The following is a 23,571-nucleotide window of genomic DNA, read 5'->3' as shown; positions in this document are numbered from 1 at the left end:
AGAGAGAGATATGAATTTTAAGCTTGGAATATTAGATCAAAGCCCCATTTTTCCTGGGAATTCGGCAGTTGATGCACTTAAGCAAACCGTAAACCTAGCTCAAAAAGCTGAGGAATGGGGATATACCCGTTTTTGGGTATCTGAACATCATCATATGGAACAAGTTGCTGGCTCTTCACCGGAAGTATTAATTTCTTATTTATTATCGAAGACCACATCCATTCGTGTAGGTTCTGGAGGTGTCATGCTTCAGCACTACAGTCCTTATAAAGTCGCTGAAAATTTTCATGTTTTATCCACGCTTGCCCCGGGCAGGGTAGATCTTGGCATCGGTAAAGCACCAGGTGGATTTCCTTTATCAACAAAGGCATTACAATTTGGAACTGTAAATGATGGAAAGGATTTTGGGGAACGTGCATCCTTATTGCAGAAGATTATTGAAAATTCAATCAATGACGATCATTTGCTTTCTGGTATTCAAGCAACGCCGATACCGCCTGAAAAGCCCGAAACTTTTCTGCTGGGTGCAAGTTCAGACAGCGCTCAACTAGCCGCTAACCTAGGAATGGATTTTGTATTCGCCAGATTTATTAATAGTGATGATACCATGCTGTATGAAGCTTCCTCTGCTTACCGAAGCAAGTACCCAGAAGGTCGTTTTATCGTATCAGTAGCGGTTGTGGCAGCTCCTACCCAACAAAAAGCAGAGGAGCTGGCAAGCGAACACAAACTATTTAAAGTTCATCTTCAAAGTGGCCGGACGCTTACAGTTCAATCACGTGAGCAGGCTGAGTCATTTGAGAAGCAGGCTGGTGAAGCTTACGAAATAGAAGAGCAGACCCCAAGTGTTATTGCTGGGACTCCAGGATATGTTAACGGGATTTTAAAGGAACTTCAGGAAGTTTTTCAAGTGGATGAATTTATTTTGCATACACCGCTTCGAACAGAAACAGAACGGATCCAATCTTTTCAGTTGTTGAGTCCGCTTCTCTTAGGGGATGAGACTATCATATAGAAGGAAAAGAAATACCAGCAGATATGAAACAGCTGATAAATATTTGTTATTCCAATATAAAAAGATAAGAAAGAGGAGTGAGAAACATTGAAGAAAATTAAATGGCTGTCCGTAACGATTTTAACAATAGCATTGCTGGTATTGGGAGCTTGTGGAAATAATGAGCAAACAGGATCGGAGAGTAAAGGAGACAAAGATGAGGTAGTGACTTTGAAAATTAGTGCAGCCTCGATCCCACATGCAGAAATTTTAGAGTTTATCGCACCGGATTTAGAAAAACAGGGCGTGAAACTGGATGTAGTGATTTCTACGGATGGTATTCAAACGAATCAACAAACCGCAAACAAAGAATTGGATGCAAATTTCTTTCAACATACCCCGTATTTAGAGCAAGTAAATAAAGATAGTGGTTTAAATTTGGTTAATGTGAAGGGCGTACATATTGAACCATTTGGTGTCTATTCAAAGAAAATTAAGTCTATAGAGGAATTGTCAGACGGAGCGAAAGTAGCTATCCCGAAAGATCCAGTAAACTTTTCACGCGCGTTACAGCTTTTTGCAGCAAATAATATCATTGAGCTGGATGGTTCCAAGTCAGGGGATTATACGATTGAGGACATTACAAAAAATGATAAAAAAATAGAATTCATTGCAGTCGATTCCCCACTTTTAGTTCACTCGCTTGACGATGTGGAAGCATCGGCCATTAACACAAACTATGCTCTGGAAGGAGGGTTAAAACCTCTAGATGATGCACTGATAATTGAAGGAAAGGATTCACCATATGTAAACATTTTAGTGGCTCGTCCTGATAATAAGGACGATAAAGCGATCCAAAAGCTTGCGAATGCATTAACGACGGAAAAGGTCAAAGAGTTTATTTTAGATAAATATGAAGGAGCCGTCGTGCCAGCGTTTTAAGGGAAGGGAGTATTCTATACCAAGCTAGTTAAAAAGAGGAGGTGGCCACTTTGATTGAATTTCGTCAGGTTTCAAAAGTATTTGATGATGGAGAGAAGAAAATCGAAGCGTTAAAGGAAATTAATATAACCGTTGAAAAAGGGGATATATTCGGGGTCATCGGTTTTAGTGGAGCCGGAAAAAGTACACTCATCCGAACTGTGAATCTGCTAGAATATCCTACTTTAGGTGAAGTGATTGTAGAAGGAAAAGATCTAACAAAGATGTCTGAAAAAGATTTGCGTGAAGCTAAGAAAAATATCGGCATGATTTTTCAGCATTTTAATTTACTTAATTCCAAAACAGTCTTTGATAATATAGCGATGCCGTTATTGTTAAGTAAAAAAAAGAAAAAAGAGATTGAAGAACGAGTTTATGAGATTCTCCGCTTTGTTGGCCTAGAAAATAAAGCAATGAATTATCCAAATCAGCTATCAGGTGGACAAAAGCAGCGTGTCGGGATTGCCCGTGCATTGGCTACAAACCCTTCCATTTTATTATGTGATGAAGCAACATCAGCTTTGGATCCACAAACAACAAAATCAATCTTGAATTTGCTGAAACGGATAAATGATGAATATAAAATTACCATTCTTATTATCACGCACGAAATGGAAGTGATTAAAGAAATTTGTAATCGGGTTGCAGTGATGGAGGATGGTATCGTGATTGAATCAGGGGATGTGATCGATATCTTTGCCCGTCCACGAACAGAAGCAACACGTAACTTCATTCGATCGGTTGTTCGCGATGAAGTGCCATCAAGTGTTTATGGATTGCTCAATGAGAATACCTATTTCAGCCGTATTTTTAAAATTGATTTTTTGGGATTGAGCTCTGGGCAGTCAATCGTTTCAAGAACAGCGAAGAGGTTTAATGTGGAAATAAACGTTCTGTTCGGCAATATTACTGAGTTACAAGGCATCCCATTTGGTAATTTAATTGTTGAAATAATAGGAAATGATGATGAAATTGATCGGGCATTACAGTTTATAAAGAATCAAAAGGTTGAAGTGAAGGAGGTTACGAAGGATGGAAGTAAGCAAAGAGCTCATTTTAAACGCCTTGTGGGAAACGCTGTACATGGTTAGTATTTCACTTTTTTTTGGAAGCATCATCGGAATATTCTTAGGCATTTTATTGGTTGTAACAAGAAAAGGTCATATTTATGAAAATAGATTTATTTTTTCTATAGTGAATCCAATTGTAAACATTTTCAGGTCGATTCCGTTTATTATCTTGCTTGTGGCGATTATCCCATTTACAAGACTAATTGTTGGTACGTCGATTGGTACCACAGCAGCAATTGTACCACTCGTGCTTCATATTGGCCCTTATATCTCAAGACTAGTAGAGAATTCGTTATTGGAAGTGGATGAAGGCATTATTGAAGCCGCGAAAGCCATGGGAGCAACGCCGTTACAAATTATTTTCAGGTTTTTAATGCCTGAGGCTTTTGCGTCGTTAATTCTGAGTATAACAACTGCAACAATTGGTTTAGTGGGCGCTACAGCTATGGCAGGAGCTATAGGTGGCGGTGGACTTGGAGATGTAGCGATAACATATGGCTATCAACGCTTTAGCACCATTACGATATTCGTCACCGTTGTAATTCTAGTAATTGTAGTTCAGGGAGTTCAAAGTTTAGGAAATATGTTCGAACGAAAAATTAGAAGGGTGTAGTGGCGGTATTGAACAGAGGGAGAGGGGAATGAATGATGAAAAAATGTATTTTACCTATATTGCTTATCTTGGGGGTGTTATTGACAGGTTGCACAAGTGATTCAACGAATGCAGGAGGGAAACAAACGAAAGTGAAGGTCGGGATTAGAAATTCTGAACTTCGAACATGGGAATTTTTAAAGGAACAGGCTGAAAAAGAAGGGGTAGAAATTGAAATTGTTAATTTCTCATCGGCTTATGATCCGAATGCAGCGCTGGCAGAAGGGGATATTGATATCAACGCCTTTCAACATGTTGCCTATTTAGATTCATTTAATGCGAAAAACGATACAGACATCGTTCCAATTGGGACTACAATTATTGCTCCTCTTGGTTTGTATTCAAGTAAATATAAATCGGTGGAAGAGATTCCAAATGGTGCACAAATTGCTGTGCCCAATGACCAGGCTAACTGGGGGAGAGCTTTATTGTTATTACAAGAAGCTAAACTCTTAAAGGTTGTTGATGACTTTGACGGGAATGGTGGACAGGATAAAATAAAGGAAAATCCGAAGAAAATCAAAATTGTTCCTGTCGATGGTGCAAGTGCCCCACGTGTGATGGAAGATACAGCTGGTTCGGTGATTAATAATGGAGTTGCGGTAGAAGCGGGACTCACTTTAAAAGATGCTCTTGTGCATGAAAGTAGTACTGCAAAGCCATATATAAATATTATAGCGGCCAGGAGTGAAGACCAAGACACTGAAGTTTTCCGAAAACTAGTTGATCTCTATCAATCAGAGAAAACGGCTAAGTTTATTGAAGAGACCTATAATGGAAACTATATTCCAACATTCATTACCTTGAAAGAATTGAGCAGTTATAAGGAGATATATTCTAATAAATAAGGAGAGATTAGAATGGCTCAAGACAGACAGATGAAGTTAGCTGCTTATCTGATTGGAACAGGCATGCATGTTGCGTCGTGGAGGCATCCGGCATCAAATCCGAATGCAAGTATCGATGTAAAAGCTTTGCAAAGACTCTCAAAAATTGCGGAGAAAGGGAAATTTGATCTTGCCTTTGTGGCAGATAGTTTGGCCATTAATCATGAATCACATCCTCAAATACTTAATCGGTTTGATCCGATTGTACTTATTACAGCATTAGCTGCAGCGACAGAAAAAATTGGCATTGGGGCGACAGCTTCTACAACGTACAGTGAACCTTATGTACTCGCTCGCCAATTTGCTTCTGTTGACCATATAAGCGGCGGACGGGTGGGCTGGAATGTTGTTACGACAGCTGATGCGACCGGAGAAACGGCCTTGAATTTCAGTCGCGATAAACATTGGGCGCACGATCATCGTTATGAACGAGCGGAGGAGTTCATCGACGTTGTCCAAGGATTATGGGATTCGTGGGAAGATGATGCGTTTGTGCATAACAAAGAAACGGGACATTTTTTTGATCCTGATAAAGTACATGAGCTTCGGCATAAAGGCAACTATTTTTCAGTTAAAGGTCCGTTGAATATTGCACGCTCGGCGCAGGGGCAGCCGGTTATTATTCAAGCGGGTGCGTCAATACCAGGGCAGCGATTAGCCGCTCGAACAGCCGAAGTCGTTTTCACTCATTGGGATAACATTGAAGAATCGAAACGATATTATCAAGAATTAAAATCGTCTTTAATGGATTTTGGAAGAAGCGGGGAAGAGCTCCACATCCTTCACGGAATTTCCCCTATTATCGGAGAAACCGAAGAAATAGCCATTCAAAAATACAATAAACTCCAAAGTCTCGTTTACCCTTATGAGAGTTTGAAATTCGTTTCTGGTTATATGGGCAACGTAGATTTTTCAAAATATTCTTTAGATACACCAGCGAAGGATGTTGATTTTCCATCAGTAAATAGCATACAAAGTAATTTTAATGAAATGAAGAAAATTATTGATGAAGAAGACATAAAAGTCGGTGAATTATATGCGAGATTTTTCAGTCCTGCCAGACGGGATAGATTTGTCGGTACACCAGCTCAAGTAGCCGATGAAATGGAGTTATGGTTTACTGAAAAAGCTTCAGATGGCTTTATGCTTCAATTTCCACTGTTACCAGGCGACTTAGAGGATTTCGTCGAGTTGGTGGTTCCAATTTTACAGGAGAGAGGTTTGTTCCGTTTGGACTACGAAGGAGACACTCTCCGTGATCATCTTGGATTAAAGAATCCAAAAAATCGCTTTGTTAACGAAGAAATAACAAATTAATGGGAATAAGGGATTAAATTACTCGCATTTTCATTAGAATCCATCAAATAAAGTCATATATAAGGGAAGGACAAAGGAAAGAGGGACTATGGAGAAATCCTAGTCCCTCAAATTCTTTTCTCCTATCCATATACATAAAGGTCTCTTGTTTATAGAAGGGAAATATCAACAGCTACTAAAACTAACAAGTTAAGTTCAGCCCTTTCCTGCTTGGAATCCTGGATATTTGGTCATTCCGCCATCAGCATATAAGGTCATTCCCGTTACGTAGCTAGATTCTGCGGACGCTAGCCAAGCGGCACAAGCGGCAATTTGTTCCGGTTTTCCGATGTATCCCATTGGTATCAGGTCGATGACTTCTTGTTTAGCTTTTGGGTCATTGAATTTTTCGGCATTGATGGGTGTGTCGATTGCGCCAGGTGAAATATTATTAATGCGAATCCCTTTGGGAGCATATTCAAGTGCAAGAGTTTCAGTCATCATCTTCACTCCGCCCTTACTTGCTGCATAGTGGACAAAATGAGGCCAAGGTATCCGGTCATGAACGGATGACATGTTAATGATATTGCCCTTGATACCATGATCGAGCATGTAACTGATTGCTTCCCTGCTTGCCAGGAACATCCCCGTTAGATTTACATCGATGACTTTCTGCCAATCTTCCAACGTCAATTTTTCGCTGGGCACTTCATTTTCAATACCAGCATTGTTGATCATGATGTCGATCGTACCAAAGGTGTCCGCAGCGAATGAAAGCAATTTCTTCACATCAGCTTCCTTTGAAACGTCGCCTTGAATCGCTGCGGCTTTCCCGCCTGCAGCTTCAATCGTTTTAATGATTTCCTCATGGTCGTCATTTTCAGTGTGATAATTTAATACGACATGTGCTTTTTCTTTACCGAACCTTTCGGCCATGGCTTTTCCTAACCCTTTTGCCGCCCCAGTAATGACTACCACTTTTTTCTCTAAATCTTCATACATCATTCATCGCTCCTTTGACTATTCTTTTGTGAAGCCGATCATGACTCCGCCAGCAATTACGAGTACACACCCGATGATGACGAAGGCCATTTGCTTTTTGGATTTTTTCTCTCCTAAAAGAAAGATGCCGCCTAATGTGGAAATGACGATTCCCATTTGGGAAAATGAAAATGCGATGGCAACGCCCACCTTTGGATTAGCAAGCAGGAGACCGATATTACCGACTGCCCACATCAATCCGGTTAGAATATTACGCCTAGCATACTTATTAAACGGTCTATGTTTGATGGAAAGGAGCAGGGCAGCCAGGAACATGCCGATTGCTTGCGGCAGGATCGCCGACCATCCGTCAACTTCATTCCATCTGACAACAATGACATATGTAACATAACCCACCGTCGAAATGGCAAGATAAAAAACCCCTTTTTTCATGTTTCCCGCTTTTTTGTTATCACCATCGCCGTAGCTCGTCAGCAAGACACCTGTAATTAAACAGATTATTGCAACAATGCCGATGATGACTGTCATCCTGTCATTCCATTCCCTGAAAATGATAACCGCAAAAAATGTATTTCCTAGAATTTGCAGTCCTGTTGAGATTGGAACGGTTTTCGATACCCCGATTTCCTTGACGCTATTGAATTGAAATAACTGCCCGAATGCCCAGCCTATCCCGGAAATGATGCCGACAATCCACACTAGACTGCTCCATTCCGGCGGATTGACGAAAGACATCATAATGGCGAACAGTAATGAACCGATTGTAATGCCAAGCGTTTGATTATAAGAGTTGCCTCCGAGTTTTTCGGAAACAAGCACTAAGCTGCCCCATGTCAATGCAGGGAGTAGCGCAAAGAGAAAACCTTCCACAAAATTTCATCTCCTAAACTAAAAAACAATGTTTTAATGAATATAAAATAGGTAGTTAGCAAGCTATTGAATGTATTTAGAGTTTTCCCTTTACCCGGGAAAGAAAAACATGGTTTTAATTTACCAATTTGTCATTTTATTTTTCAGGGTGGAAACAATGAAATAATAAGTGGTTTATGGTACTTTTAATTTAAAAATAGTTAGGAGAAATAATATGACGACGCTGAATGAATGGTTTGAAAAGGGGATTCCTGCTAAAGAATTTGTAGCTTCGATGAAAGTTCATAAAGAAAACTTACAATCGATTCAGGAGGGTTTTTCCATTTCTGCAGAGGACCAAGGGTTCTTTGATGAATTAAAGACGAAGGAACTTCGAGCCATTGTCATTACTGAAGACTGGTGCGGAGATGCGATGATGAATATTCCTATATTGCTGAATATATCTGAAGCGGCAAATATTGAAACTCGCATGGTTTTACGAGATCAAAATCTTGAACTGATGGATCAATACTTAACGAATGGAACAGCGCGTTCGATCCCTATTTTTATATTCATTGATAATAATGGTGAAGAAAAAGCTGTTTGGGGACCTCGTACACCAAAGGTACAAGAGTACGTAATGGAGTTGAGGTCTGACCTGCCGGCCAAGGATGATGAACGTTTCGAGGCAGAGCAAAAAGCAGTTATTAAAAAGATAACTGCGGCTTTTGCTGAAGAAAAGCACCTGTGGGACGAAGTATACAGCAGCATCAAGGAAGCATTGGGGAGCTGCTGACAGCGGGTATGGCACTTTTTGACCTGTCCAAAAAAAGAGTGGTAAACCCATTTTAGAGTTTCTTCCAAAATGAATGGCTGTTTCAAAACGGAGATTGCAACCTGATTGGTTGAATATATAGATACGTTTCCATCTATAGAATTCACCGTTCTTGAGTCCATGGTTTTGGAACAGCCTTTTCATTTTTTATGATTCTGGAATAATTGTAACGCCGATTGTTCGAATAGGAGAGTCTTGTTTAGCACTTTGATTCGTAGCTTTGTAGTATTTTAACATTAAATCGTTCAATTCATTTTGGAAGTTAATAAAGCTTTCATCATCAAGCTTTAGTTCTAAAAGGGAAAAGGTTGAACCATCCTCCGCGCAGTCTCTTTCTTCTAATTTATTAAGATAGTTTTGATATTGAGTCATAAGGGATAATTGATAATAAGAAAAATAATTCACCTTTTTCTCATTAGAAGATTTTTTCCATTCTTCCCCGCTAAGTCGCGCTTCTTCTTCATTTAAAACATAGTATTTTTCGGAAACGGATCTCACTTTTTTCTCTTTTACAATGCGAATGACCCCTGAATCCAACAGAACCTGTATATGTCTATATAATGTTGCTTGGGGTACATCTTTAATGATTTTTAACATTTCCAATGGTGTTAAGCCATTTTCTCTGTTTCTCATTAAAGCTTGGGTAATCTTTATTCTTACAGGATGCATTAAAATTTCAGCTTTATTAATCATCTTATTCTCCTCACATTGGAAATTATAACTGGATAATTTTCAATCAATTTTAATGTTGGCCATGAATAATAAGTTTAATTCATCATATATTGTAATGTTTGAATCATTTTCATTTAAATAAAAATGACACGGTTTGAAAAATAATATTACAGAAATATTTTTTCGAAGTAAATAATAAGCCTTTTCAAATAAGTGTAAAAAAATAATGTCTTCATGAAATAAAATTTAATAAATAACACTATATTTTTATTATTATTCATTGTGATAATATTATCATTATAAATAACAATAAAAACTAAAACAATATTTTATTAAAGAAAAAAATAGGTGCAAAATTCCATTTTTCATGTTATCATTATCGATAATGATAATAATATTTCGTTTTCAAAGGAGTGGTATATATGGAATTGCATTATGGATGGAACGAATTGAAAGATATTGATTTCATGTCTATTCTGCCGATTATTTTACCGGTAATTGCTATTGGAATGATTTTAGTGCTTATAGCATTAATTGATTTATACAGAAATCGAAAGACGAGGAAAAATGTTTTATTGTGGACACTCATCATTATTTTTGCAAATACTATCGGTCCAATTCTGTATTTCGTTATTGGTAGAAAGGACAGTGAAAGAATATGAAATTAGAGATTAAAAATGTTACAAAAAAATTCAAAGAAAAAACAGCGGTCAGTAATTTTTCAATGGAACTGCAATCAGGGGAATGTGTTGGATTGATAGGGCCAAATGGGGCTGGTAAATCGACACTAATAAAAGTGATTTCAGATATTATAGATCCAAGTATGGGAGAAGTATTGCTTGATGGTAAGAAAATTTCAAAAATGAAAAAGGAAATAGGCTATTTACCACAATACCCAAACTTCTTTCAATGGATGACTGCCAAAGAGACCCTCACTTTCATGGGTCAGCTCTCAGGTATCAAGAGGGAAGAATTATTAAGCGGCATTCCAGAGATATTGTCAAAAGTGGGGTTGAGCGGGGAAGAGAACTCCAAAGTGCGGACTTTTTCAGGCGGAATGAAACAAAGGCTTGGAATTGCACAGGCGCTGTTACATAAACCAGCATTGATTGTCATGGATGAACCGGTTTCTGCATTGGATCCAATCGGCCGAAGAGAAGTGTTAAACATCATAAAAGAGATAAAGAAAGATACGACAATTTTATTATCGACGCATATATTAAGCGATGCAGAAGAAATATGTGAGAGGTTTGTCATTATAAAAAGTGGTAAAAAAATTGAGGACACAACAATGTCGGAATTATTAAACAGGAATAGCGGAAATAAAATCAATGTCGACATAACCTCTAAAAGTCAAAAATGGATTGAAAACGTTAAAAGCTTGAACTTTGTCAAAGGTGTAGAGGTAATGGGAAATAAATTGAAGATAGAAGTGGAAAATATTGAGTCAAACAAGAATATGTTACTGGCGAATGCTTTAGAGCATAATGTTGATCTTGTAAGGTTCGAAATAGATAACGATACATTGGAAGAGATATTCTTAAAATTGGTGGTGGAAAAATGAATAATTTTGCCGTTTTAGCTAAAAAGGAATTTGTTCAGATGTTACGTGAATATAAAGTGATTTGGCTGCCGCTTGTATTTATATTTTTAGGAATAACTCAACCAGTCGTAAGCTATTATTTACCTTCAATATTAGAGGCACTGGGCGGGGGCCAAGGGATCACCATTGATCCAAGCATGGCTGCCCAAAAAGGCGGCGAAGTTCTTGCTAGTACCTTAGGGTCTCAATTCGATCAGCTAGGGGTCATGATCATCATCGTTTCCATGATGGGAGTCGTACAATCCGATAAAGCAAATGGAATGCTGGCTTTCATTCTTACAAGGCCAGTGACGGTTGGATCTTATATAAGCGGGAAAATCATTTCCAATTATCTGTTTGTTGCCTGCAGTGTAGCATTGGGATATTTGGTTTCATATCTGTATGTAGTTTTTTTGTTTACGAGTGTTGATTTTGGGGATTTAGTAGTGGCTTTGCTGTTCTATCTGCTGTGGATCCTATTTATCGTTTCATTCACGACGATGATCAGTACCATTTTTAATAGTCAGGGTATTATTGCATTAATTTCGATAGTATTTCTCCTCGGCTGTAGAATCATAGTTGGGTTAAGTCCGGTTATAGACAATGTGAATCCGGCAAGCATGAGTAAACATGCCATGGAAATACTGATTTTAGGCACAGTCAATTCACAGGCGATTTGGGGTGCAATAGCGGCACTTGCGTTAACGGCAGTAACGATATTGGTAACGAATATATGGATTTCAAAAAAGAAATTCAATAACGAGTAAGTTGGGGATGGAAATGTGTTAATCATGAAGTGATGGGAGGATGATAACTTTGTTAAGCATCACAGATTTAGAGAAAAGCTACTCGGCCAAGAAGATTTTGAATGGTGTAAATCTAGAAATCAAAAAAGGGGAAATCTTAGGTTTTATAGGGGCAAATGGTGCAGGGAAAACCACGACGCTGAACATTATTACAGGTATTTTAGATTCTGAAAATGGAAAGGTTGAAATAAATGGCCTTACCAAAGAAGACGGCATAGAATATAAAAAACAATTTTTCTTCATCCCTGATACTATCAATGTTTTTAACAATGTTTCGGGATTTGATTGGATTCGTTTCTTGATGAACCTATATGGAAATGATGACAAAGAACGTTTGGGGAAATATATCAATCGGTTTGGGATGCAGGAGTCCATTAAAAAGCCAATGGGAAGTTATTCTTATGGAATGATGCATAAGGTATCCCTGATAGCGGCTTTTACCATTAATCCCCCGATCATCATTATGGATGAACCGTTAAATGGATTAGACCCAAACGCCGTTTTAGTTTTTAAGGGGTTAATCAAACAATATGTTGAAACGGGCGGTACAGTGTTTTTCTCGACGCATCTGCTGGATGTGGCAGAGAAAATTTGTAATACAGTGGCTATTTTAAAAGAGGGGAAAATCATCCTGCATGATGAAATACAAAATATAATAGGTGAAAGTTCATTAGAATCTACCTTTATGGAGGCTCAGGTATATGAAGGAAAAACTTCAGTTAACTAGATTTTTCATTTCTTCCTTCTATAAAATGCCCAAGCAGACAATGTTGCAGGCTGTACTGATAATAGCCGTTTTTTATATGTTTTTGCAGCTGACTGTCGTAAACGCTTTTGTTTATTTTCTTGGAGATACCGAGGTCTTCCTGTTTTATAATGTAACGATTTCTAGCATTCTCGTCTTTGCGTTGGTTTGCTATTTGTCCACATCACAAATATTTGCGTATTATGAATTTAAAGTGTTGGCGCCTCTGCCACTCACCTATAAAGAAATATCAAGGGCTAAGGTGTTAAGTAGCTTATGGGTCCCCATCATCTTATCAATGGTAATCCAGGTGCCAACAATAGGCTTCTTGATATTCGATCTAAAGTTTATGGAAGCGTTTAAATTATTCATATTTTTACCGATTGTCAATGGTTTAACGGCTTTGCTCCTGCTTTTTATCTTATCGTGCATTAATAGGTATTATTATAGATTCAAAAATAAAGTAGCATACTTAATGGTGAACATTGCTGTCATCCTCATGCTTGCGATTATTTCCATTGTATATTTTGCTGGAAAATCACCGATTGCCATATCAAAGGTCATCTCGGAAATAGATTTGAATTCTTTTGAAGGGCTTAAAAACTCGTTGGAATCCATAATGAGACATATGTTTGAAACCGCAAATATGATTCCAGTGATTAAGTGGATACTGGATGCTTTTGTATCAAATGAAATAACAGTTCAATTTATTATTATTTATATTTCGATACTAGTAATTGGTTTCCTATTGTATTCATTTATTATAGAAAACATTTCCGTTAATTATTTCAAAAACGGGTTATTAGGAAATAACAAAGCGAATATGAAAAACTCAAAGGTTAATATATCAAAAAATCAATGGAGTAACTATTTACACAGAGAGATATGGATCATTAAGTCTGAAGCATATTTTAAGATGCAAATCGCTTTAGGTCTTTTATTGCCGCCAGTCTTTTCACTTGTCATGTTATTGCTGATTCAGAATGAAGTGTTCCCGAATTATTTGAATATAACGAAAGAGGGAGTCTTTGATAAATACTTTTCATATTCGATCCTTTTCTTGTGCTGTATTAATAATATAAGCGGAACCCCATATTCAAGAGAAGGGAAATATCATTATTTACTGAAAAGTGCCCCTTTTGATGAAAAATATGTTTATTTTTCTAAAGTGATATTTTCATCAATAATAGGAATTATAGCCGTATTGATCAGCTTTATGATATTTGCACTTTTTGGCTATTGGGAAATGGAAAATGCAGTCATGTTATTAATTACTTCTTGTTTAGTGGTTTGCTATAATCTTCTAACACCATTATATGATATGAAAAATCCAAGTATAGAATGGGAGAACCCATCTGCTGCCATTAAATCAAACCCCAATGTATTAATAAGCCTGCTTTATGGATTGCCATTATTAATCATGGTTACAGCCATTCATTTTGGCTTGGTTTGGTTCAGTGTCCAACCCCTGATGGGAGCTCTCATAATATTAATGATCGTAATAGCGATCAATTCCGTTTTGATTAATAGGTTGAAATATAATTTATGAAAGTCGTTATATTAGAAAAGTATATAAAGGAAGTACAGAAAATCGGCACTAAATAAATTTAAAAAAGGAGTGTCTTATTATGGGGAAGCACCATGATAGAGATTTTAAAATTTATGCTGCTCGATTAGTATTGGAAGAAGGCAGAAAACCTAGGGAATTGGCCGAAGAACTTAATATCTCGACACCTACATTAAGAAATTGGGTCAATATCTATAAAGAAACAAATGAAGAGGGACAGGCGGACTCCAGTATTGGTTTATCAGGTCTCAGTCTGAAAGAGGAAAAGGATAAAATAATTAAAGATTTACAGGAAGAGAATGAGATATTAAAAAAGGCAATGCACATTTTTACGAAACAACCAAAATGATCGAACAGTATTAAAGCCATATTTTATTTTTCACAAATTATAGTGAAAAATAAAATATGGCTTTTTTAATTAGAAAATTTATTCACTTCATACACATTTTTTAAAGTATTTCATACTAAAATCCCTATGAAAATACTACTAAGAAGGAAAAATAATAAAAAATTGGTAAAGTTATTATGTAATGTAGATAATTTACAAATTTTTAATGGACTCGGCAAAATTGTTGTGATAAAGTGTTATCGATAATGATAATAGGTAATAATTAACCTAGAAAATGAAATAATTGTTTAAAAAAAGAAATTTTTGAGGAAAAAAATGGAGAAAAAATGCGATGTTTTTAAAAAAAGAGGGGAGGGAAATTATAATTGATTGAATATTTTATGAATAAGGAGAAAATTTATAAATCTTACATCAAGTTTTATGAAGCGGATTCAGTCAATTTGGACTATATTGATGATATTTTCAACGAAAAGGAATGGAATTATCTTAATTTGCAAAATGGCAAAAGAACCATCGAAGCAAAGAAAAGTTTGTACTTTGGAAAAAAAGCAATTATGGAGTTTTTAGATATAGATTTGGATGAAATAAAGAATGTATCACTGTTGAAAGGAGTCTTTGGACAGCCGATTATTGTTAATAACTTGTTCTTATTAATGAACATGAACATTGGTATATCCATCACTCATACGGATAAAACATTCGGAATATTGATTTTTGATCAACTGCATCCAATGGGAATCGATATTGAAACTAAAACGAAAACTGATTCTGAATTTTTAGAGACCTATTTAACAGAAACCGAGAAAAAAATGATTAAGGATAGTGAAGGTCTTTTAAGTAAGGAAATTTTCTTTAGTGCAAAAGAAAGTCTATCAAAAATACTAAAAACAGGATTGACCTCACCACTTGAAATCTATGAGATTTCCAAGGTTGAAATGAATCATGATAACATCTCACTTTTCTATAGGAATTTTTTCCAGTACAAATCAACGGTTGTACTCGTGAATGATGAAATAAGAAGCGTTACCTTTCCAATAAATTCTACGAAAATAATTGAGGGGGAATACCAATGGAATTAAAAATGGAAGCAAATGCTGAATTTAAAAACAATAATAAATTAGTACAATATCTTTTTAAAAAAGAGGATAGAGTTCATAAGTTAATATTTTCGTTATTGATACTCAGTTTAATCGCAGGTATCGAAACGACGCTTTTGTTATATACTGCGGATCAAAAAGGGATGAATGTATTAAATGGCATGTCCATTTCAGAAATCGGAGCCATGAGTTTTGCCATTAACACAATTGTAATGGGGGCTCTAGGATTATTGGTCACTTTCATCATTCAAATATTAATTGTGTGCCTATTATTTTTAGTTTTAAAAGAAAGACCGGTAAATATTAAAGGAATTTGCCAAGCTGTCATAAATGCTGGGATATGCATCGTAATTGGATCTGGTGTTAATGCAATAATCGCATTATTGGTTAAAAGCAAGGAAACCACATTTACTAGTTTATCCTTACTGGTGCATGATAAAAGTTCCATTCTTCACACCTTCATGGCCGAGTTTGAATTGTTTTACATTGTCAGTTTAATACTATTCAGTTTTAGTTTGGAAAAGTTGGCGCTCGTCAAGAGAAGAAATGCAATAATCATAGCGATTGTAATAGCTTTAATTTCTTTAGTTTTTCATATGTTGACAGTTGCATCAGGCACATATTTAAAATAATGGGGGAAAATGATGAAGATGAATTCTTTAGCGAATCTATTTGAAGAAAGTGTTAGGGAATATGGAGACAATATTGCAGTAAGAAATAAGGATATGCAATTTACATATAAAGAAACGAATATCTTGGCAAATAAAATGGCGCTGTACATAAAGGAGAAAGGGATAAATAAAGGAGATAATGTCGGAATCTATATTGAAAAGTCGGAGCATGTTTTATTTTTAATCATAGCACTCCTTAAATTGGGGGCTACCTATGTACCTATCGACCCTAAAAGTCCTGATGAAAGAGTAAAGCATATAATAAAGAATTCAGAATTGAAGTTATTGATTGGGGATAAAGGCCGGATTAGCGGCATTGATTGCAATTATGTAACCCTCGATGAAGTGATAGAGAATTCAAATGATATGGCAAGTGAGAATTTCCATACCTTAATTGATCCAGAGGATTCAGCTTATATCATTTTCACATCGGGCTCTACAGGAAAGCCTAAAGGAGTTTGCGTTTCACATGAAAATGTCATGAACTTGTTTTTAGGCTGCGACGGTTTGTTCGAGTTTAATAATAAAGATATATGGACATTTTTCCATTCCTACGCATTTGATTTCTCTGTCTGGGAGATGTGGGGGGCTTGGATATATGGCGGAGAAGTTGTAGTGGTTTCATTTGAGGAAAGCAGAAATCCAATATCCTTTGTTGATTTATTGATAAATACACAAACAACCGTTTTCAATTGTACACCAAGCGCTTTTTTCGAGGTGATTGGTGAACTCATAAACCGACAAAATGAATTAAGTTTAAAATACATCATTTTTGGAGGGGAAGCATTAAACTTCAAGAAATTGACGCAGTGGTTTTCTCCCGAAAATGGCAGGCTGCCAAAGCTAATAAATATGTACGGAATAACTGAAACCACCGTGCATGTAACATACAAAGAAATTGCTAAGGGTGATGTGGAAAAAGGAATTACGAATATCGGAAAAGTCTTGCCACATCTTGGGTTCAAGGTGATGAATCAAAATGGAGAAGAAGTAACTGGAGATGAAGAGGGAGAGTTATACGTTTCAGGAAAAGGTGTTTCGCTAGGCTACTATAAAAATACCATGATGAATAAGATGAAATTTACGGATATTGATAATGTTCTCTACTATAAGTCAGGGGATGTAGTGAAAGTTTTGGATGATGGTGATCTGCAATATATCGCCAGGAATGATGAGCAAGTGCAGTTAAGAGGTTTCAGGATTGAATTAGGGGAAATAGAGAGCTCGTATAATGATTTGAAAAACATCAAGAATGCAGTCGTTACGATGGATAAAGCATTTAATGATGATATGCATCTATTTTTATACTATGTTGCTGATGAAGAATTAGCTGCTGATTATTTGAGGGAAAGTGTAAAAAGCTCATTGCCAGCCTATATGATACCAAGCTTTTTTATCAAGGTGGACAACATCCCCCTAACGGTAAATGGCAAACTGGATAAATCTTTATTACCCAAAATCGTCATAAAAGACTGTGAAGCTCCATCGAATATCAAGAGTCCAGTGGATGAAACAATTAGTGAAAAAGTAAGAGAATTGGTTGTTAGCATCATAGGCAATGGGGTTATAAAAAATAATCAGTCCCTACTTGAATGTGGAATGAACTCATTATCGATAATGAGATTAATTGTCAAGATTAAAAATCAATTTCAAATTGAAATTGCTCCTTCAGTTTTATTGGAGAACGATACGATTATGAAATTATCCCGGGTCATAGAAACTCGTCAAAAAGAAGAGGTAAAGCAAGATTATACACCGATCAATATTAATGCCAGAAATACATACCCTTTAACATATGAACAAGAAAATTTGTGGTTCATTCACCAAACCAATGTAGACAAATCGTTATATAACATAGTTTTTTCGTATGAAATATCAGGTGAAGTGAATGAAGGAAATCTGGAACTATCTTTAGATGAGCTAAGCAATAAACATCAAATATTAAAAAGTGTCATTAGAGAAGAATCTGGAATGGGCATCTTGGCTTTCGATGAGTCGATTCATCATTATATTAACTATTTCGATGTTTCGGATATTCCTTTAGACATGCAGGAAGAAAAAATAAATCACTTGGTGATGGAAGAAACGGAACGGCAATTTGATTTAGGAAATGGTCCCCTCTTATCGATTTCGCTAGTGAAGACAAATGAATGTGAACATCAATTATTATGTAACATCCACCATATTATTTTTGATGGTTGGTCGATTCCATTAATGATCAATGATTGGTTTTCCATTTATGAGGAAATCGAGAATGGCGAACGAAATGATAGAGATAACCAATCAATCCAATATGGAGATTATGCTTTATGGCAAAAAAACTCGCCAAATTATGTAAGTGGTAAGGATAATGAGTTCTGGAGTAATGAAATAACTGCATTACGGCAAAAGTCCTTTTTACAATATGATCATCAAAAAACCGGAGAAGGTAAAAGCACTTCCGATATTATCAGCTTTTTGTTACCTAAAGAAATTCAAAACAACCTGGAAAGTCTTCATAAAAAAACGAAATCGACTTTGTTCATGAGTTTACTTACCGCCTATCAAACCTTTTTATCGGTGTACTTTGATGAAGAGGAAGTTGTCGTTGGAAGTCCTTTGGCAAAGAGAAACCATGTGGATACCGAACAATTGATAGGGTATTTCGTCAACACATTGCCCTTTAAATTAAATGTATCCCAGGAAGATTCATTTGAAGAAATATTGCGGAAAAATAAAAAAGCTATTGCAGGTGTTTTTGACCATCAAAATTTACCTACTAAGGAAATTTTGAAATATTTATCGGCAGAAAGAACCATGGGAAATACGCCATTGTTCGATACAGTATTTGTCCTGCAAAATAACCAAAAAGAAAAGCTGGCATATAGAAATTTCACGTTAAAGCCGAAAAAAATCAATACCTTTAAAGCTAAATTTGATTTAGTTGTTCAGGTAGAAGAAATGGATGGGGATGAATTATTCATTTCGTTTGAATTCAACAAATCATTATTTAATAAAGCGACGATTCAAAGAATGGCTAGTAATTTTCAGTATTGGCTGCAAGAGATTACAACCGAGGAAAGCAAGAAGATAAAGGACATCACCTACTTAGAGCCTCAACAGTTACGATCAATAATCGAAATGGGTACAGGCAATGTAAATCAAGAAGTGGAAGATCAGCGTTTTGAAGATGTAATAACTAAGTTTGAGAATATAGTAAGTACAAATTTAAGTGATGTTGCCATTGTTCATGGTGATGACCAAGTGACGTATAGCGAGTTAAATGCCCGGGCAAATCAGGTGGCGCACCGATTATTCCGAAACCATGTAAATGTAGAAGATAGAATTGGGATTTTTATGGATCGATCGATCAATATGGTTACGGCCATTTTAGCCATTATGAAAGTTGGGGCGGCATATGTGCCTTTGGACCCGTCACAACCAGAGTCACGGCTGAAACATATGATTGAGGATTCTCAAATCAAATATTGTTTAAGTAATGAAGAAGGACTTTCAAAGTATCCCGGTGATGAAGGAAAACTAATATGTATCGAAGACATACTAAAAGAACGAGAAATTGAATGCGAAGAATTCGTTTCAAGAAAGATATCGGAAAGTGATCTGGCCTATATCATCTACACTTCAGGAACAACGGGAAAACCTAAAGGGGTCATGATTGAACATGGAGGGTTGGCTAACCTCTGTAATTGGCATATCAATTATTATTCTGTCGATGGAAAAGATGCAGCAGTACTAGTTTCGAATACATCTTTTGATGCTTCCGTTTGGGAGATATTCCCTTACCTGACAAATGGGAATAAACTCGTGATATTGGATTACTATGATTTATTGGATGTAGAGATCCTTTCGGAGAAGTTAGAAAAGGAGAAAGTCACACTCGCGTTTTTTTCAACGGGACTGCTCGAGCAATTATTTATCAACGATATGAAATTTCCAGAATCAATCAGAGCCATTTTGACAGGGGGAGATCGTTTAAAAACAATACCCGATCATTTGAATTTTGATTTATATAATAATTACGGGCCAACTGAGGGCACTGTCGTTTCGACAGCATATAAGGTACTTTCAAGTGATGATACAGTGATCCCGATCGGAAAGCCGATCTTAAATGCAGAAGCATATGTATTCAATACCAGGATAAAGCCCACTCCTAAGGGTCAAATAGGCGAGTTGTATATCGGCGGGAAAGGCATTGCAAGAGGATATATAAATAATCCGGAGAAAAACGTTGAAAGCTTCATCCCAAATCCGTTCAATCCTTCAAGGAAGCTATATAAAACTGGAGATTTAGTTAAGTATACCGAGGATGGAAATTTACTATTTGCAGGCAGAGCGGATGACCAAGTGAAAATCAGGGGATATCGTATCGAACTTGGCGAGATCAGTGCCGTTCTAAATAAATGCACAGGTATAAAGGATTGCTTTATAGCGATAAAAGATGAATCTAAGGCAAAGAAATTCATCATTGCTTATTATATCTCCGACAATGACCTGGAAGAAAATTATATCCGGGATTATATGAAGAATCATCTTCCCCAATATATGATTCCTTCTTATTTCATTAAAATGGAGTCATTTCCGCTAACAGTTAACGGCAAAGTCGACATGAAGAGCCTGCCGGATACAAAAACGAACACGGAAGGAACCAACAATAAAAGTGCCATTAATGGAACGGAACAAAAATTGTTAAAGATATGGAAAGAGGTGCTGAATAATCAGGAAATAACCATCTTTGATAACTTTTTCGAATGTGGAGGAGACTCCATCCTAAGCATTCAAATTTGTTCACTTGCCAAGAAAGAAAATCTTTTCATTACTTCAAAAAACATCTTTGAAAAACAAAGTATCGAAGAGCTGGCAAAGGTTGTGGAATTGACGGGCGATTTAACGATAAATCAGTCTGATGTTTTTGGAAAGGCGCCATTTACACCTATTCAAAGTTGGTTTTTCACTCAACAAATAAATAATTATAATCATTGGAATCAATCTGTAACGTTAAAGGGATACCCGAAATTGAATGAGAAGCTGCTGCAAAAGATCATGGCTCATATCGTTAGACATCATGATGGGATGAGATCAAGGTTCAATAAAGATGAAGCATTTTCAAAAGTGGAAAAGCATATCGACCCGACTGAAAATTGGACTATGAATTACGTAAATCTATCGAATATGAATAAAGATAAACAGGAACGGGAAATAGCTAGACTCGGGAACGATGCACAGCAGGGCATGAACATTTCAAACGGACCACTGATGAAAATCGAATGCATCAATACTGGCCAAAATGAGCATGTAATCATTTGGATCATTCATCATTTACTTGTTGATGGGGTTTCCTGGAGAATATTGATCGAAGATTTTGATCGGCTATATATTCAAGATATCAACGATCAAGAACTAAAACTGGATACTAAAACGACATCATATAAGGAATGGGCGAATAATCTAAACCAATACAAAAATAGCATTCCATTAGGCATTAAAGAGTACTGGCTGAATGAATATAAGGCAGTAAACGAAAACGCCATAGTCAAAACAGGGAATGTTTACGATGGAAAATCATTTGAATTGAAGCTGAATAAAGAGATTACAAACAAAATCTATAATGAAATGACAAAAGCGTATAAAGCATCTATTGATGAAATATATTTATCAGTTTTCGCAACGCTAATCGGGAAGTATTTTAATAAAAAGGATATTCATTTCACTTTGGAGGGACATGGCCGCGAAGAATTATTTGCAGGTGTCGATTTGTCCAGGACAGTAGGATGGTTTACGACCATGAGCCCGGTTTATATAGAAAATAAAGAAACCATTTCGAACACGATTCAAGGTACAAAGAAAAAGTTAAGGACACTGCCTAATAAAGGGATTGAGTATGGAATCCTGACCGAATTATGTGGCGAGACACATATGAAACAAAATAGGCCGATCATCAGTTTTAATAATTTAGGCAGATTTCACCAAAGTAATGAATTGGCTGCAAAAGAGGTCATCTTTTTTAGTGAAAAAGATATTCAACATAATTCCTATACCGAGCATGAAGTCGATATTGAATTGCTTGTAGTGAACGAAGAGCAAACTATAAAAATAAACTATAACAGACATTTCGTAAGAGAAGATTTTGAAAGATATTTTCAACGCAATTTGCCGGAATTGTTGCGGACATTGGAAGAAGAAACAAAATTGGTAAAACAGATGTACCGTCCGGAAGACTTTCCATTGTTGGATATGCCTGAAGAGGAACTTAACCAACTACTGCGCAAAGAAACAGGAATTATTGATATTTATGAATTGACTGCTTTGCAAAAAGGGATGTTGTACCATAGCTTGTTTGATAGTGAGAGCAGCCAGTATAAAGTGCAACTCATATTTGATATTAAAGGTTTTCTGGACTTTGAAAAATTAAAGAATGCCATTGTGACAACGTCAGGGAAACATGACATTTTAAAAACGAAATTATATTCAAGTAAAAAAGGGTTATTCTACCAATTGTTAATGAATTCCATGGATCCCGAGATTGAATATGAAGAAATAATGGATCAACAAGTAAAGCTGGAAAAGTTGTTAGCAGATCAATATAAGATGATAGATATCGAGAACAATAGGTTGAATCGATTTATGATCGTTAAGCTTACGGACAATGAATACCAATTAATTTGGACATTCCATCATATTATTATGGATGGCTGGAGTTATTCGATGGTTATTAATGACATCTTTAATTCTTATCATTCCATAACACCATCATCATCCGGTAGTGCTTCATTTAAAGAGTATGTTGAATATATGAAAGATTATACGAGTAATAAGGAGCTGCGGGAATATTGGGCAGGGAAATTGGAAGGTGCCCGAAATTCCGGATCCAGTATAACGGGAGTGTTGGAAGGCGAGGGATACATTGAAAATTGTTACTTGAAAGTACTGGATGAGGAATTGATTGATACCATTCAACGATTCTGTCAGGAATACAAGATTACCATGAATACTTTCTTTCTAACTATATGGCTAGCCACTTTAAAAGAAGTAAAAGGTACGGAAAATGTATGCTGCGGTGTAGTGACATCCGGCAGGAATATCCCAGTCCGGAATATTGAGGCCATGGTTGGTCCATTTATCAATACTGTGCCATTTATAAAGCATATCAGCCAAGAAAAGACTTACATTGAACTGCTCGATGAAGTTCAAAAAGAGTTTTTGGAACTAAGTGCCTATGAGAATACACCATTATCAGAGATTTATGAGTGGGCTAATTTGGAGAATCATTTGTTCGAATCATTATATGCTTTTGAAAACTATCCCATGCTACTAGCTAATAATGATGAAATCAATGTGAGTTTGAAAGAAGGACGGGAAACGACCCATTATCCAATCGTCATTATCATCACCCCGGGTTCAAGTGTTCAAATTAAGTTTAATGAGGCAGCGGTCAATCCAAAGTTAAGGTCATCAGTACTTTCTATATTTAATCGAATCTTAAGCGAAATGTTAGAAAAAATGAAAGTTAAGTGAGGGG

19 protein-coding genes are annotated in these 23,571 nt (G+C 36.4%); 16 read left to right on the top strand and 3 right to left on the bottom strand.

Annotated features, from left to right (window positions below; all coding sequences use genetic code 11):
- The first annotated feature begins 10 nt into the window (after window positions 1–10).
- The 6 genes from FNK51_RS05030 to FNK51_RS05005 all read left to right on the top strand — a co-directional run bounded on the left by FNK51_RS05030 (window position 11) and on the right by FNK51_RS05005 (window position 5,901).
- Complete coding sequence (locus FNK51_RS05030) at window positions 11–1,015, top strand: LLM class flavin-dependent oxidoreductase (protein WP_141992630.1); 1,005 nt, start codon at window positions 11–13, stop codon at window positions 1,013–1,015.
- An 87-nt stretch (window positions 1,016–1,102) separates the two neighbouring features.
- Window positions 1,103–1,936, top strand: coding sequence for a MetQ/NlpA family ABC transporter substrate-binding protein (locus FNK51_RS05025; RefSeq protein ID WP_141992629.1), 834 nt, complete (start codon window positions 1,103–1,105; stop codon window positions 1,934–1,936).
- Between the two features lie 50 nt (window positions 1,937–1,986).
- Window positions 1,987–3,066, top strand: a complete 1,080-nt coding sequence (locus FNK51_RS05020; RefSeq protein WP_141992628.1) for a methionine ABC transporter ATP-binding protein — start codon at window positions 1,987–1,989, stop codon at window positions 3,064–3,066.
- Window positions 3,008–3,658 (top strand): methionine ABC transporter permease, encoded by a 651-nt coding sequence (locus FNK51_RS05015; RefSeq protein WP_076371001.1) that lies wholly within the window; start codon window positions 3,008–3,010, stop codon window positions 3,656–3,658. Before FNK51_RS05020 ends, FNK51_RS05015 begins: the two co-directional genes overlap by 59 nt.
- Window positions 3,659–3,693: 35 nt before the next feature.
- The gene (locus FNK51_RS05010) at window positions 3,694–4,545 is read left to right on the top strand and encodes a MetQ/NlpA family ABC transporter substrate-binding protein (protein WP_181762194.1); all 852 of its coding nucleotides are present in this window, start codon (window positions 3,694–3,696) and stop codon (window positions 4,543–4,545) included.
- A 12-nt stretch (window positions 4,546–4,557) separates the two neighbouring features.
- Window positions 4,558–5,901, top strand: a complete 1,344-nt coding sequence (locus FNK51_RS05005; protein ID WP_141992626.1) for an LLM class flavin-dependent oxidoreductase — start codon at window positions 4,558–4,560, stop codon at window positions 5,899–5,901.
- Window positions 5,902–6,096: 195 nt separating this feature from the next.
- On the opposite strand, the gene FNK51_RS05000 is transcribed toward FNK51_RS05005, so the two are convergent.
- Together FNK51_RS05000 and FNK51_RS04995 are read right to left on the bottom strand one after the other, a co-directional pair.
- Window positions 6,097–6,882 carry a glucose-1-dehydrogenase gene (locus FNK51_RS05000; protein ID WP_098370547.1) on the bottom strand — a complete coding sequence of 262 codons (786 nt, stop codon included), beginning with the start codon at window positions 6,880–6,882 and terminating at the stop codon, window positions 6,097–6,099.
- Between the two features lie 18 nt (window positions 6,883–6,900).
- Window positions 6,901–7,752, bottom strand: coding sequence for a GRP family sugar transporter (locus FNK51_RS04995; protein WP_141992625.1), 852 nt, complete (start codon window positions 7,750–7,752; stop codon window positions 6,901–6,903).
- Window positions 7,753–7,966: 214 nt separating this feature from the next.
- Between FNK51_RS04995 and FNK51_RS04990 the strand changes: the two genes are divergently transcribed.
- Window positions 7,967–8,527, top strand: coding sequence for a thioredoxin family protein (locus FNK51_RS04990; protein ID WP_141992624.1), 561 nt, complete (start codon window positions 7,967–7,969; stop codon window positions 8,525–8,527).
- A 186-nt stretch (window positions 8,528–8,713) separates the two neighbouring features.
- Here FNK51_RS04990 and FNK51_RS04985 read toward each other — a convergent pair whose 3' ends face one another.
- Complete coding sequence (locus tag FNK51_RS04985; RefSeq protein ID WP_098370550.1) at window positions 8,714–9,259, bottom strand: helix-turn-helix domain-containing protein; 546 nt, start codon at window positions 9,257–9,259, stop codon at window positions 8,714–8,716.
- A gap of 401 nt (window positions 9,260–9,660) precedes the next feature.
- Here FNK51_RS04985 and FNK51_RS04980 point away from each other — a divergent pair, with 401 nt between their 5' ends.
- The 9 genes from FNK51_RS04980 (at window position 9,661) to FNK51_RS04940 (ending at window position 23,567) form a co-directional block, all read left to right on the top strand.
- Complete coding sequence (locus FNK51_RS04980; protein WP_034305547.1) at window positions 9,661–9,900, top strand: PLD nuclease N-terminal domain-containing protein; 240 nt, start codon at window positions 9,661–9,663, stop codon at window positions 9,898–9,900.
- Window positions 9,897–10,802: an ABC transporter ATP-binding protein gene (locus FNK51_RS04975; protein WP_141992623.1), complete on the top strand. Its 906-nt coding sequence runs from the start codon at window positions 9,897–9,899 to the stop codon at window positions 10,800–10,802. The genes FNK51_RS04980 and FNK51_RS04975 overlap by 4 nt, the downstream gene beginning before the upstream one ends.
- Window positions 10,799–11,587, top strand: a complete 789-nt coding sequence (locus FNK51_RS04970) for an ABC transporter permease (protein WP_141992622.1) — start codon at window positions 10,799–10,801, stop codon at window positions 11,585–11,587. Before FNK51_RS04975 ends, FNK51_RS04970 begins: the two co-directional genes overlap by 4 nt.
- A gap of 49 nt (window positions 11,588–11,636) precedes the next feature.
- The gene (locus tag FNK51_RS04965; protein WP_179891015.1) at window positions 11,637–12,353 is read left to right on the top strand and encodes an ABC transporter ATP-binding protein; all 717 of its coding nucleotides are present in this window, start codon (window positions 11,637–11,639) and stop codon (window positions 12,351–12,353) included.
- Complete coding sequence (locus FNK51_RS04960; RefSeq protein WP_141992621.1) at window positions 12,328–13,920, top strand: hypothetical protein; 1,593 nt, start codon at window positions 12,328–12,330, stop codon at window positions 13,918–13,920. The genes FNK51_RS04965 and FNK51_RS04960 overlap by 26 nt, the downstream gene beginning before the upstream one ends.
- Before the next feature lie 79 nt (window positions 13,921–13,999).
- Window positions 14,000–14,287 (top strand): transposase, encoded by a 288-nt coding sequence (locus tag FNK51_RS04955; protein ID WP_098370555.1) that lies wholly within the window; start codon window positions 14,000–14,002, stop codon window positions 14,285–14,287.
- Between the two features lie 365 nt (window positions 14,288–14,652).
- The gene (locus FNK51_RS04950) at window positions 14,653–15,366 is read left to right on the top strand and encodes a 4'-phosphopantetheinyl transferase family protein (protein ID WP_141992620.1); all 714 of its coding nucleotides are present in this window, start codon (window positions 14,653–14,655) and stop codon (window positions 15,364–15,366) included.
- On the top strand, window positions 15,357–16,016 hold the full coding sequence (locus FNK51_RS04945) for a hypothetical protein (RefSeq protein ID WP_141992619.1): 660 nt from the start codon (window positions 15,357–15,359) through the stop codon (window positions 16,014–16,016). Before FNK51_RS04950 ends, FNK51_RS04945 begins: the two co-directional genes overlap by 10 nt.
- A 12-nt stretch (window positions 16,017–16,028) precedes the next feature.
- Window positions 16,029–23,567 (top strand): non-ribosomal peptide synthetase, encoded by a 7,539-nt coding sequence (locus FNK51_RS04940; protein ID WP_181762186.1) that lies wholly within the window; start codon window positions 16,029–16,031, stop codon window positions 23,565–23,567.
- Window positions 23,568–23,571: the final 4 nt, after the last annotated feature.

The organism is Bacillus sp. B4EP4a, assembly GCF_006680105.1.
In the GTDB taxonomy this organism is placed as follows: Bacteria; Bacillota; Bacilli; order Bacillales; family DSM-1321; genus Peribacillus; species Peribacillus simplex_E.
The sequence above is the reverse complement of the archived record's forward strand: the minus strand, read 5'-3'. Positions and strand labels throughout refer to the sequence as shown.

Bases quoted from the DNA above. Each gene is read 5' to 3' on its own strand.
- FNK51_RS05030 (WP_141992630.1), top strand. From the start codon at position 11: ATGAATTTTAAGCTTGGAATATTAGATCAAAGCCCCATTTTTCCTGGG.
- FNK51_RS05015 (WP_076371001.1), top strand. From the start codon at position 3,008: ATGGAAGTAAGCAAAGAGCTCATTTTAAACGCCTTGTGGGAAACGCTG.
- FNK51_RS05010 (WP_181762194.1), top strand. From the start codon at position 3,694: ATGAAAAAATGTATTTTACCTATATTGCTTATCTTGGGGGTGTTATTG.
- FNK51_RS05005 (WP_141992626.1), top strand. From the start codon at position 4,558: ATGGCTCAAGACAGACAGATGAAGTTAGCTGCTTATCTGATTGGAACA.
- FNK51_RS05000 (WP_098370547.1), bottom strand. From the start codon at position 6,882: ATGTATGAAGATTTAGAGAAAAAAGTGGTAGTCATTACTGGGGCGGCA.
- FNK51_RS04990 (WP_141992624.1), top strand. From the start codon at position 7,967: ATGACGACGCTGAATGAATGGTTTGAAAAGGGGATTCCTGCTAAAGAA.
- FNK51_RS04985 (WP_098370550.1), bottom strand. From the start codon at position 9,259: ATGATTAATAAAGCTGAAATTTTAATGCATCCTGTAAGAATAAAGATT.
- FNK51_RS04980 (WP_034305547.1), top strand. From the start codon at position 9,661: ATGGAATTGCATTATGGATGGAACGAATTGAAAGATATTGATTTCATG.
- FNK51_RS04975 (WP_141992623.1), top strand. From the start codon at position 9,897: ATGAAATTAGAGATTAAAAATGTTACAAAAAAATTCAAAGAAAAAACA.
- FNK51_RS04970 (WP_141992622.1), top strand. From the start codon at position 10,799: ATGAATAATTTTGCCGTTTTAGCTAAAAAGGAATTTGTTCAGATGTTA.
- FNK51_RS04960 (WP_141992621.1), top strand. From the start codon at position 12,328: ATGAAGGAAAAACTTCAGTTAACTAGATTTTTCATTTCTTCCTTCTAT.
- FNK51_RS04955 (WP_098370555.1), top strand. From the start codon at position 14,000: ATGGGGAAGCACCATGATAGAGATTTTAAAATTTATGCTGCTCGATTA.
- FNK51_RS04945 (WP_141992619.1), top strand. From the start codon at position 15,357: ATGGAATTAAAAATGGAAGCAAATGCTGAATTTAAAAACAATAATAAA.
- FNK51_RS04940 (WP_181762186.1), top strand. From the start codon at position 16,029: ATGAAGATGAATTCTTTAGCGAATCTATTTGAAGAAAGTGTTAGGGAA.